Source organism: Rhizobium sp. 05L419 (assembly GCF_056397845.1).
On sequence record NZ_JBFTOF010000007.1, the window covers coordinates 301,755 to 312,062 of the forward strand.

14 protein-coding genes are annotated in these 10,308 nt (G+C 58.2%); 4 read left to right on the top strand and 10 right to left on the bottom strand.

Annotated features, from left to right (window positions below; all coding sequences use genetic code 11):
- Positions 1–11 precede the first annotated feature (11 nt).
- The 4 genes from AC1DMK_RS12645 to AC1DMK_RS12660 form a co-directional block, all read right to left on the bottom strand.
- On the bottom strand, positions 12–1,352 hold the full coding sequence (locus tag AC1DMK_RS12645) for a cbb3-type cytochrome c oxidase subunit I (RefSeq protein WP_477859383.1): 1,341 nt from the start codon (positions 1,350–1,352) through the stop codon (positions 12–14).
- A gap of 19 nt (positions 1,353–1,371) precedes the next feature.
- The gene (locus AC1DMK_RS12650) at positions 1,372–1,824 is read right to left on the bottom strand and encodes a c-type cytochrome (protein ID WP_037066058.1); all 453 of its coding nucleotides are present in this window, start codon (positions 1,822–1,824) and stop codon (positions 1,372–1,374) included.
- Positions 1,825–1,925: 101 nt separating this feature from the next.
- Positions 1,926–2,222: a cytochrome C oxidase subunit IV family protein gene (locus tag AC1DMK_RS12655; RefSeq protein ID WP_477859385.1), complete on the bottom strand. Its 297-nt coding sequence runs from the start codon at positions 2,220–2,222 to the stop codon at positions 1,926–1,928.
- Positions 2,219–2,767: a cytochrome c oxidase subunit 3 gene (locus AC1DMK_RS12660; RefSeq protein WP_477859387.1), complete on the bottom strand. Its 549-nt coding sequence runs from the start codon at positions 2,765–2,767 to the stop codon at positions 2,219–2,221. Before AC1DMK_RS12660 ends, AC1DMK_RS12655 begins: the two co-directional genes overlap by 4 nt.
- A 97-nt stretch (positions 2,768–2,864) precedes the next feature.
- On the opposite strand from AC1DMK_RS12660, the gene AC1DMK_RS12665 reads away from it, so the two are divergent.
- From AC1DMK_RS12665 to AC1DMK_RS12675, 3 genes are all read left to right on the top strand, one after another.
- Positions 2,865–3,020: a hypothetical protein gene (locus AC1DMK_RS12665; RefSeq protein ID WP_196246804.1), complete on the top strand. Its 156-nt coding sequence runs from the start codon at positions 2,865–2,867 to the stop codon at positions 3,018–3,020.
- A gap of 3 nt (positions 3,021–3,023) precedes the next feature.
- The gene (locus tag AC1DMK_RS12670) at positions 3,024–3,515 is read left to right on the top strand and encodes a hypothetical protein (RefSeq protein ID WP_037066052.1); all 492 of its coding nucleotides are present in this window, start codon (positions 3,024–3,026) and stop codon (positions 3,513–3,515) included.
- Between the two features lie 931 nt (positions 3,516–4,446).
- Entirely contained in the window at positions 4,447–4,710 is a 264-nt protein-coding gene (locus AC1DMK_RS12675; RefSeq protein WP_037066050.1) for a BON domain-containing protein, read from the top strand.
- A gap of 86 nt (positions 4,711–4,796) precedes the next feature.
- On the opposite strand, the gene AC1DMK_RS12680 is transcribed toward AC1DMK_RS12675, so the two are convergent.
- The 6 genes from AC1DMK_RS12680 to napE are packed head-to-tail and all read right to left on the bottom strand — an operon-like array spanning position 4,797 to position 9,432.
- A complete protein-coding gene (locus AC1DMK_RS12680) occupies positions 4,797–5,507 on the bottom strand; it encodes a NapC/NirT family cytochrome c (protein WP_477859391.1) in 711 nt (236 codons plus the stop codon).
- 4 nt (positions 5,508–5,511) lie between these two features.
- Complete coding sequence (locus AC1DMK_RS12685) at positions 5,512–6,012, bottom strand: nitrate reductase cytochrome c-type subunit (protein WP_477859393.1); 501 nt, start codon at positions 6,010–6,012, stop codon at positions 5,512–5,514.
- Positions 5,982–8,486, bottom strand: coding sequence for a periplasmic nitrate reductase subunit alpha (gene napA, locus AC1DMK_RS12690; RefSeq protein WP_477859395.1), 2,505 nt, complete (start codon positions 8,484–8,486; stop codon positions 5,982–5,984). The genes AC1DMK_RS12685 and napA overlap by 31 nt, the downstream gene beginning before the upstream one ends.
- Positions 8,461–8,745, bottom strand: coding sequence for a chaperone NapD (locus AC1DMK_RS12695; RefSeq protein WP_477859397.1), 285 nt, complete (start codon positions 8,743–8,745; stop codon positions 8,461–8,463). Before AC1DMK_RS12695 ends, napA begins: the two co-directional genes overlap by 26 nt.
- The gene (napF, locus tag AC1DMK_RS12700; protein ID WP_477859399.1) at positions 8,738–9,241 is read right to left on the bottom strand and encodes a ferredoxin-type protein NapF; all 504 of its coding nucleotides are present in this window, start codon (positions 9,239–9,241) and stop codon (positions 8,738–8,740) included. Before napF ends, AC1DMK_RS12695 begins: the two co-directional genes overlap by 8 nt.
- A gap of 8 nt (positions 9,242–9,249) precedes the next feature.
- Positions 9,250–9,432 (bottom strand): periplasmic nitrate reductase, NapE protein, encoded by a 183-nt coding sequence (napE, locus tag AC1DMK_RS12705; protein ID WP_477859401.1) that lies wholly within the window; start codon positions 9,430–9,432, stop codon positions 9,250–9,252.
- A 274-nt stretch (positions 9,433–9,706) separates the two neighbouring features.
- On the opposite strand from napE, the gene petA reads away from it, so the two are divergent.
- Positions 9,707–10,285: a ubiquinol-cytochrome c reductase iron-sulfur subunit gene (gene petA / locus AC1DMK_RS12710; RefSeq protein ID WP_477859403.1), complete on the top strand. Its 579-nt coding sequence runs from the start codon at positions 9,707–9,709 to the stop codon at positions 10,283–10,285.
- Positions 10,286–10,308: the final 23 nt, after the last annotated feature.

The window sequence follows — 10,308 nt, forward strand, 5'->3', positions numbered from 1 at the left end:
GGGGAGCCCGCCTATTCGGCGGGCTGGGCTACTACGTTGGCTACGCGGCTCCGTCCGGGGACGAGTACCGACCAGATGAACATGATTGCGCTTACGAACACGAAGATCCCGGAGCCTAGTCTGACCCAGTAGAACATGCTGAGCTGGTCCTGGACCTCCATGTAGGATTGCCCGAGCACTCTCTGCAGATGGACCTGGATGATGCCGGCGAATGTAAGCGCGAAGGTCATGACTGACATGGCGCCGCACATGATCCAGAAACTGCTAATCGAGAGCCATTGGTTGTAAGGTGCGCGGCCCTTGATCTGCGGGATCGCGTAGGCCATCGCGGCAAGGTTCAGCATCACATAGGCGCCGAAGAAGGCGAGGTGGCCGTGCGCAGCGGTGACCTGCGTGCCGTGGGTATAGTAGTTCACCGACGAAAGCGTGTGCAGGAAGCCCCAGACGCCCGCGCCGAAGAAGGCCATAACCGAGCAGCCGATCGACCACAGGAGCGCGGCCTTGTTCTCATGCTTTCTTCCTGCGCGCCATGTCATGACGAAGGTGAAGACGACCATGGTGAAGAACGGAGCGACTTCCAGCGTCGAGAAGAGCGAGCCGATCCACTGCCAGTATCCTGGAGCACCGATCCAGTAATAGTGGTGGCCCGTGCCGAGGATGCCAGAGAAGAGAGCCAGGCCTACGATGACATAGAGCCACTTTTCGACGACTTCCCGATCGATACCGTTGAGCTTGATCATCAGGAAGGCAAGGACGGACGCCATGATCAGTTCCCAGACGCCTTCGACCCACAAATGCACCACGTACCACCAGTACATCTTGTCCAGAGCCAGATTGATCGGGTTGTAGAAGGCGAAAAGGAAGAAGATCGCCACGCCCCAGAGACCGAACAGCAAAATGTTGGTGATCGTCGTCTTTCGTCCCTTCAGCGCGGTCATGGTGACGTTGAAGAGAAACATCAGCGCAACGATGACGATGCCGACCTTGATTGCAAACGGCTGCTCAAGGAATTCGCGGCCCTCATGAATATGGAAGAGGTAGCCGACGACAGCGACCGCTGCGGCGACGAGGAAGATCCAGAACTGGGCGATAGCCAGCTTTCGGCTATAGAGTTCCGTCTCGCACTCTTCCGGAAGAAGGAAGTAGGTCGTGCCCATAAACCCCATGAGCAGCCACACGATGAGTGCGTTCGTATGGATCATACGGACGATGTTGAACGGCAGCTCGACGGACAGGGTGTTCGGTAGCACGTAGATCGTGCCGGCCAACACGCCGAACAGGAGCTGCGCCATGAAAAGGCCGAGTGCTCCGTAAAAGTAGAGCATGGCGACGCTTTGTGTCTTGTATTTCATTGGTTAATCCTCTCGCCCCTCAGCCGGCTTGGTTTGGCGGCCAGTTCTGCGTCTTCATCTTGCTGACCCACTGGAGGAAATCCGCGAGATCATCCACTTCTTGGTCGGTCAGGTTGAACTGAGGCATCTGCCTCCGGCCCTCGATCCCTGAAGGCTGCGCGGCCATCCAGGCATGCAGCGCGTCGCGAGCACTTGAGGGATCCTTGTCTCCGCCCCAGCGAATCCACACGTTGGACAGTTCGGGGGCGAAGTAGGCGCCTTCGCCGTCCAACGTGTGGCAGTTGATGCAGGAGTTCTTCTCCCAGATATGCTTGCCTCTCGCCACGCCTTCCGTAAGCGTGGTCTCGTCGGTGGAGACGGTTCGAATATAGTAGTGGCTGTGAGCCGTGAGGCCCACGAAGATCGCGAAGAAGAAGGCCGACCCGCCGTAGAACACGTTTCGGGCCGCGGTTTTTGTTAGGCGTTCAGCCATTGATTGTCCTTTCGTGTCAGTGGCGGATACGCCGTGACGTCGGAAACCGAGCCAGTGGCTCGCGACGACCTAGATGGTCGAAATCGCCAAACGGGTCTTTGTCAATTCGCAAAGACAGCCGAAGATACGAAGACCTTCATCAAGGCGATCAGAAGCACGGCGGCCGCCCAGGCGATCAATGCGGGTCTCGTTCGTGAGCGATTCAGTCGCAGGCCGAGGAAGTCGAGGGCGACGAGGCGCACTTTCAGAAAGGCGAGCGTGGCGACCGTGACCGTTGCGGCCGGTTTCGCCGACGTGTTGGGAAGGAGCGCCGACACTGCGAAGATACTGAGCGTCAGAATCATCAGGTAGAACRGTGCACGCTGCGGATTGACGGTATTCTGTCTTGTCTTGCTCATAGCAAATAGACCACCGGAAACATGACAAGCCACACAATGTCGATCACGTGCCAGAGCGTCGTGATCAGGTGCACGTTCTGACGCGAAGGGAATTTGGCCACGAGAAGGAGCACTAGCGATCCAAAGGCGACATKAGCCAAATGAAAGCCAGTGAGAAGGATGTAGAGCTGCGCGAAGACGTCTGTTGAAACTAGCGAGGCGCCTTCCAGCCAATACTCATAGATCTTCAGGCTCAAGAACACGAGGCCACCAAACGACGACGCCAGCAGCCCCAGTCGCTGTCGAGGTCCGCTCTGGTTTGCCGCCGCCGCGGCAAACCAGCCGCTCACGAGCAGCACTATCGTGTTGATAACAGGTAGGATCGGATGGAGCCTGGCCTTGCCGGCTGCGAACTCTCCGGGCTGCAGCCACGACGCGACGACGAATGCCGTCAACAGGGCCGCGAATGCAACAAGCTCGCTCCAGGCCAGAATCCACGTGAGTAGGTCGTCGTCGGATGGTTCTACCGCGCAAGCGTCTTTATCTGTCGAAATGATCGCCGTCATGGCCGCGAAACTATTTACGCACCGACACCCCGTCTTTGATCGAACGCAAAGAACACCTCGTTCGACGTTCCTATAGTCACGGCGATAGGAGACCCAGATGACGGACGCACAGATAGGACTTTCGATAGCGACCCCGGTTATCGTGGTATTCGCGATAACGCTCTACCGCATGGGCGTCCTCCAAAGAACCGGCGTCGTATCCGCCGTTATCGCTGCAATCGCGATCGCTGCCAGCCTGTTCTTGCAAAGGTAGGACATGATAAATCTAAGACCTGATATTTTTTCGGAGCTTGAGGCCTGCTACGGTCAGCTCATAGCATGGTGCGACCTTCTCGAGGCGATCGCAGACTTTCTGCCCTGCCATGTCGACGAGAGGCTTTGCGATACGATCACCATCGGACTCATCCCTCTGCTCGTCACCAGCCATCAACTTGAGGAACGACTGGTTTCTACGGGACTTGGGCTGATCATGAACGGCGACGAGTTCGCGGAAGCGGACGAACGCCGAAGAACAAGTCGGCTCCTTGACCACGACGCCGCACAAGAGGTCGTCGAAACGCTCCTGTCTCTGCAGGAGGGGACATGCAGGTTTTCTTGGGATGCCGTGGGATATCAGCTTCGCTCGTTCTTCGGCTCCATGCGTCGTCATATTCGATCCGAGCGTGAAATCATGAACCTGATGAAGAGGGCGATGGCGGAAAATGGTGATCGCCAGGAAGCTGGTATCGCTGAGACCGAGGCGGCGTGATGCAGAGACGCAGCGCCGGCGAGCCGGAGGCTACTCCGCCACGAGGCTCGGTGGCGGCTTGTTAGCATAGTATTTTGCAGCCATGTCGATCTCTTCGGGCGTCATGGCCCAACCACGCTGCACATCTGCCCGACGAGCTCCGCAAGGCTAAACAAATGGGCTCTTTTTTAAGGAATTCGACAGGTCCCGCAAGCGTGACGACCTTGCCTTCGAATGATCTTCAAGTCCCTACGCGCATGCGAATACGGATTAACGCAGATCAGATCTCTGATCGAACTGTATGTTCGCGCCCGTTGTCCGCAAGCCGCCTATGGACTCTTTCTCCAGGGACTGGGTTGATGGTTTTGCCCGAAGGAACTGAAAAACCGCGAGGTGGAGGCAATCCCAATACAGATCGCGGAGCGGTTTTATTTGGCGTGCGACGATAGGGAAAGTTTAGTCGAGCGCATGTCAGTCGCCGCCTCGACCGATGCCGGTCGCTTGAGCGATTTCGAAAGGGATTGGGTTCGGTCCTTGCTAGACCTATAAAGCGGCGCCGTGCAGCGCCGATCCTCTTGTGTGGCATGGCCGACACCCGCTTCTGACTTGTCCATGATTTGGCTAACATGATGGACGTGCGTCCCGGCGCATTCCTCTGGATTGGCAACGGTTGCGAGCCGGACGGCACGTTCCATCAGCTCCATACTCCCCTCTAAAATTTCAACGACAAAGCAATCCCGATTGGCGTCGAGTACTGGGTCAACGTGGCGATGCACGACCTATCCGGGCTGAAGGTGGATGCGTAAAAGACGCGAGGACACCTCGCGTGCCTCATTTCAGTTGTCGGTGCACTTCCCGCGCTCACTACAGACGTCGCTGTTGTTTGATCTGGGTCAACGCAGAGCCTCGACCCGCCTGTTTAATGGCGTCGTGGACAAAAGAGGCAGATTCGATGCTTGCAAACGACATAATACCAGTTGGCGACGACGCCATATCGACGGCTGTGCGAAGCCGCCTGCAGATGGAGCTCGGGCTGACCCATCAAGTTGTCAAGGCGACTGTCTCCAATGGCGTCGTGACCCTGAGGGGAAAGCTGGAGAGCTCTGCGAAACGTGAAGCCGCCAAGGTCGCGGCCGAGGGCGTCGGAGGTGTTCGCAGGGTCGTGAGCGACATATCGACCGCCTACAATCTGGCGCGACGCACCTCGGTCCGTTAACAGAGCCGCAGGCGGCCGACGAGAAGGTCGTGGACTATGGCTCATGATACAGTCCAGGTGACGGCTTGAAACTCGTGGCGACCGAGCTACTCGGTCGCTTCAACCGAAAACATGTGCGCCTTGGCGATTGCGTCCTGAAGGTCGTCTATGGGGGTCGCATTCACCATTTTTTTGCCCTCCAGTTCCTTCGGGATCTTCCAGCCGGGATCGACACCTTCCATGTTCGGGAGTTCATGGGCGATACCTTTATGACAGTCGATGCAGGTAGCCTGACCAGACAGAAGATATCGGGTGTGTATCTCGGCGGCGCGCTGCGTCTGCTTTTGAAGATCCATCGCCACTGAGGAATGGCAGTTACGACACTCAAGGCTGTCGTTCGCCTTCATGCGCGCCCATTCGTGCTGAGCCAGCTCCAGCCGCTTCTCCAGAAACTTGGGACGGGTATTGATCGTGCCGAATATTTTGCCCCACACCTCCTTGGAGGCCTGCATCTTGCGTGCGATCTTGTCCGTCCACTGATGTGGCACGTGGCAGTCCGGACAGGAGGCCCGAACTCCTGAGCGATTTGAAAAATGGATGGTGCGGGACAGCTCCTGGTACACGTTGTCGTGCATTTCGTGACAGGAGGTGCAGAACTTCTCGGTGTTGGTGATTTCCAGCGCGGTGTTGAACGCGCCCCAGAACATGACGCCGCCGACGAAACCGCCAAGCGTCAGGACGCCTAGACCGATTGTCGCCGCAGGCGTCGTCAGGATCGACCACGCCCATCGAATAGCTTTTTTGACCCACGCGATCATGCTGTCACTCGCTTCCGGCAGGCCTAAAGCCCAGCTCGCTCATATCCTTGAACTCGCTGCGGACCAGCGGCTGAGTGTCCGCCTGTGGAACATGGCAGGCGGTACAGAAGTAGCGACGGGGAGAGACGTCCGCCAGCATCTGGCCATCACGGGTCATGTAGTGCGTGACACTTATCATCGGGGCTCCGCTGTCTTGTGTGAACTCCCGCTTGTGACAGGAGAGGCAACGATTGGCGTTGACCGACAGCTCGTAGCCTTCGATGGAATGCGGGATGATTGGTGGTTGGTCCGGATAGGCGCGCATTTTGCGCTTGTCGTCAATGATCCACTTCGGCAGGGGCTTGGCCGCCCCTGTCGCCATCGAAGGTGTCGGCCCCTGCAGCTGAGGGGCACTCTGTTGCACGACCTGCCCAAGGGCGGCCGTAGCGAGAAATACGATAAGACCCGCAGCTAGCACCTGCCATTCCGGTCGCCTTAGACGGCGGGAAGAATCTTGACCGCGCATTTTTTGAAATCCGTCTGTTTGGAGATGGGATCGGTGGCGTCGAGCGTGACCTTGTTGATCAACTGGCTCGCGTCGAACCAAGGGACGAAAATCACCCCAGAGGGCATTCGGTTTCGGCCCCGGATATCGATACGGGAGCGGATTTCGCCACGTCGGGAAACGATACGCACTTCGGCGCCCTGGTTGATGCCGCGCTTGCGTGCGTCCTCGGCGTTCATGAAACATCGGGCACCGGGAAACGCTCGATAGAGCTCCGGCACCCGCATTGTCATCGATCCGGAATGCCAGTGTTCGAGGACGCGACCCGTAACAAGCCAGAAATCGAACTCGTCGTCCGGAGATTCAGCGGGCGGCTCGTAAGGCGCGGCCAAGATTACCGCCTTGCCGTCGGGCTGGCCGTAGAATCTGACGCCTTCGCCTGGCTTCACATAGGGATCGTAGCCTTCGCGGTATCTCCATCGGGTTTCCTGACCGTTGACGACCGGCCACCGCAGGCCACGCACTTCATGATACATGTCATAGGGCGCAAGATCGTGGCCATGGCCGCGCCCGAACGAGGCGTATTCTTCGAATAGGCCTTTCTGAATGTAGAAGCCAAAATCCTTGGCTTCGGCGTTTTCGTACTCCGCGTTGATCTCGCTCAGCGGGAACCGATCGACCTCTCCGTTCTTAAACAGCACGTCGAACAGGGTCTTTCCGCGGTATTCTGGATTGGCGTCGAGAAGGTCCTTTGGCCAGACCTCGTCCGTGGTGAACCGCTTCGAGAACTCGACGAGCTGCCAGAGATCCGATCGTGCCTCGCCCTTTGCCTGCACGAGTTGGTGCCAGACATGGGTTCGTCGTTCCGCGTTGCCGTAAGCGCCTTCCTTTTCGACCCACATTGCAGCCGGAAGAATGAGATCTGCGCTCATCGCGGTGATCGTCGGGTAGACGTCCGAAACGACGACGAAGTTGTCGGGGTTTCTATAACCCTGCCAAGTCTCGTTGCTGGTGTTCGCCCCTGCCTGGACATTGTTGTTGACCTGCACCCAGTAGAAATTGAGCTTGCCGTCCTTCAGCATTCGATCCTGCTGCACGGCATGGTAGCCAGGTTTATCCGGAATGATACCATGCGGGATGCGCCAGATTTCCTCGGCATGCTTGCGATGCTCTGGGTTCGTCACGACCATGTCGGCCGGGAGACGGTGCGCGAAGGTTCCTACCTCGCGGGCTGTACCGCATGCGGATGGCTGGCCGGTGAGCGAGAAGGGACTGTTGCCCGGTTCGGAGATCTTCCCCGTCAGAAGATGCAGGTTGTAGACCATCTGGTTCGCCCAGACGCCGCGGACGTGCTGGTTGAACCCCATCGTCCATAGTGACATCACCTTACGGCCCGGATCGGCGTAGAGCTCCGCCAATTGCTCAAGGAACTCCGGGTCCACGCCTGTCAGTTCGGATGTCTTTTCCAACGTATACTGGGCGACGAATTCTTTGAAGGCATCGAAGTCCATCGGTTCGGTCTTGCCGGGATCTTTGGAGTTGGCGGCATTGACTTCGACTGGATTGTCTGGACGCAGACCGTAGCCGATATCGGTGACGGCCCTGGCGAACTTGGTATGGTCCCTGACAAAAGCCTCGTTGACGCGGCCAGTCTCGATGATGTGATTGGCGATGTAGTTTAGGATTGCGAGATCGGTCCCTGGCTTGAAGACGATAGGGACGTCGGCGAGGTCCATGCTCCGATGGGTGAAGGTCGAGAGTACGGCTACGCGAACGTGGGGTTGTCCAAGCCTGCGATCGGCAACGCGCGTCCAAAGGATTGGATGCATTTCCGCCATGTTCGATCCCCAGAGCACGAAGGCGTCCGCGTTCTCGAAATCGTCGTAGCAGCCCATCGGCTCGTCCATGCCGAAAGTGCGCATGAAGCCGTAGGCGGCCGAGGCCATGCAGTGCCTTGCATTTGGATCGAGGTTGTTCGAGCGGAAGCCCGCCCGCATCAGCTTCGTGGCGGCATATCCTTCAAATATCGTCCACTGCCCTGAGCCGAACATGCCGACGGCCGTCGGCCCCTTTTCCTTCAGTACCCGCTTGCATTGCTCTGCCATGACATCGAAGGCTTCGCCCCAACTAATGGGTTCAAATTCCCCGTCCTTCGCGTAAGCGCCGTTCCGCTTTCTCAGCAGCGGCGTCTGGAGCCGATCCTCGCCGTACATTATCTTGGAAAGGAAGTAGCCCTTGATGCAGTTTAGGCCGCGGTTGACTTCCGCCTGCATGTCGCCGTGGGTGGCGACAACCTGCCCCTCTTTCACGCCGACCATGACACCGCATCCTGTGCCGCAGAACCGACAAGGCGCCTTGGACCATTTTATCTGCAGCGCACCAACGCCGCCCGGCACCGGCTGCGCCTCGGCGGGCAGGGTGATGCCTGCTGCCGTCGCCGCGATGGCGGCGGCCTGAGCTTTGAGAATGTCACGCCTTTTCAACTCGACTGCCATGCTCTTCTGCCTCCTCCTCGACATGCTCGAAGACCATATTCGCCGCGATCACTCCGTTCATGAGTGAGATCTGCGAGAGACGATCGCCCAGCATTCCAGTGCTAGTTCCTTCGATGACGATCACGATCTTGCCGCCGGCATGACCGTGAACTTCAACATTCTCCATGCCAGCCAGCGCATGCAGCACGGCCTCGGTGCTGCATGGCATCGTGGCGACGACGGCGCTCGAAATATGATATCGCGATGAAGCCTCATGCATCGGCCATCTCCATGTTGCGGGATGCAATCGCGATCGCCCCGACGGGACAGACGGCCAGGCACGCGCCGCATCCGCTGCAGAGATCAGCACTAAGGTCGGGAACGAATGGGCCGCCGATGCGCGGGCGGAACCGAATTGCCTGTTGCGGGCACACTTCGCCACAAGACTGGCAAGCAACGTCCTGCTTTGCGAGACAGCCGTCGCCGACTATGGCGATATGAGAAAATCGATCCACTGAGCCAGGTGCAAAAACGGGCTCCGGGCAAGCCTCCTTGCATTCGCCGCAGAACGTGCATTCGCCCTGCATGAAATCCAGCGAAGGTAATCCGTCGATCAGACGGATTATGTCGGTGGGACATCGCTCTTCGCATTGTCCACAGCCGGTACATGCTTCAAGAAGGGTTTCGATGGATGCACCGGGCGGACAAATTCCGGCATACGGCTCAGTTCGATGGCCAAAGAGAAGCTGGCGTCGCGAGATCGAGGGCTGGGACATGACGGCCCTCAGTGCATGGACGCCGGCGGCCCTGGAGGGCCGAAGACGATCTGGAACATCCACACGAGGAACCCATAGCCCCCCACGATGCCCACTGCGACCAGCGGCCAGATTCCAAATGCCAATATCAGAAAAATGAAGAACTCGATCCGACGCCGCGAACGCGGATCCTTGTGGACAAGTTCAGACATTACGACCTCCCTCACGACCAACGCTATCATAGGGTTCCAGTCACGAATAGCAACGATTGCACAAAAAGAATGCATGCCCGGCGACGGAGAGGATACATCGATTTCGCTCGCTGTCCTTGAGGTGGCGCAAATATCACGGCCGGACTCCGCTCTACATAGAAACTCCGATCAACGAGACTGGCCGGCCTGTCTGGCGCGAGCCCAGCATGCGCAAATCACCCGAGCCCCGGCTTCTTGATCCGCACATCAACAGGTTTTTGAGAGGTCCAAAGGCGTGACGACAGACAATGAAGAAAAAGAATTGGGAAGCGAACCGACACGCCGTGACTTCCTCTATCTCGCCACCGGCATGGCGGGCGCCGTCGGGGTGACTGCTGCCCTCTGGCCTTTTGTGGATCAGATGCGTCCAGACGCGTCCACACTCGCTCTGGCATCCATCGAGGTCGACGTTTCCAGCCTTGAGCCCGGCATGTCGCTGACGGCCAAGTGGCGCGGCAAGCCGATCTTCATCCGCAACCGTACGCCTGAGGAAGTGAAGGCTGCCGATGGAGTTCCCCTGTCCGATCTGAAAGACCCGGTTGCGCGCAACGCCAATCTCGCGCCCGATGCCCAGGCAACCGGCATCGACCGCTCGGGCGGTAAGGACAAGGAAAACTGGATTGTCATGATCGGCACCTGCACGCATCTCGGCTGCGTACCGCTCGGCCAGGCCGGCGAATATAACGGCTGGTTCTGTCCCTGCCATGGTTCTGTTTATGATACGGCCGGCCGCATCCGTAAGGGTCCGGCGCCGCAGAACCTGGCGATCCCGACCTTTTCGTTTTTGTCCGACACTAAAATCAAGATCGGTTGAGGGGAGACTGATACATGAGTGGC

What these genes read in the sequence shown, in the direction of transcription:
- AC1DMK_RS12645 (WP_477859383.1), bottom strand. Translation starts at nt 1,352, where the DNA reads ATGAAATACAAGACACAAAGCGTCGCCATGCTCTACTTTTACGGAGCA.
- AC1DMK_RS12675 (WP_037066050.1), top strand. Translation starts at nt 4,447, where the DNA reads ATGCTTGCAAACGACATAATACCAGTTGGCGACGACGCCATATCGACG.
- napE (WP_477859401.1), bottom strand. Translation starts at nt 9,432, where the DNA reads ATGTCTGAACTTGTCCACAAGGATCCGCGTTCGCGGCGTCGGATCGAG.
- AC1DMK_RS12650 (WP_037066058.1), bottom strand. Translation starts at nt 1,824, where the DNA reads ATGGCTGAACGCCTAACAAAAACCGCGGCCCGAAACGTGTTCTACGGC.
- napF (WP_477859399.1), bottom strand. Translation starts at nt 9,241, where the DNA reads ATGTCCCAGCCCTCGATCTCGCGACGCCAGCTTCTCTTTGGCCATCGA.
- AC1DMK_RS12665 (WP_196246804.1), top strand. Translation starts at nt 2,865, where the DNA reads ATGACGGACGCACAGATAGGACTTTCGATAGCGACCCCGGTTATCGTG.
- AC1DMK_RS12680 (WP_477859391.1), bottom strand. Translation starts at nt 5,507, where the DNA reads ATGATCGCGTGGGTCAAAAAAGCTATTCGATGGGCGTGGTCGATCCTG.
- AC1DMK_RS12670 (WP_037066052.1), top strand. Translation starts at nt 3,024, where the DNA reads ATGATAAATCTAAGACCTGATATTTTTTCGGAGCTTGAGGCCTGCTAC.
- AC1DMK_RS12685 (WP_477859393.1), bottom strand. Translation starts at nt 6,012, where the DNA reads ATGCGCGGTCAAGATTCTTCCCGCCGTCTAAGGCGACCGGAATGGCAG.
- AC1DMK_RS12695 (WP_477859397.1), bottom strand. Translation starts at nt 8,745, where the DNA reads ATGCATGAGGCTTCATCGCGATATCATATTTCGAGCGCCGTCGTCGCC.
- napA (WP_477859395.1), bottom strand. Translation starts at nt 8,486, where the DNA reads ATGGCAGTCGAGTTGAAAAGGCGTGACATTCTCAAAGCTCAGGCCGCC.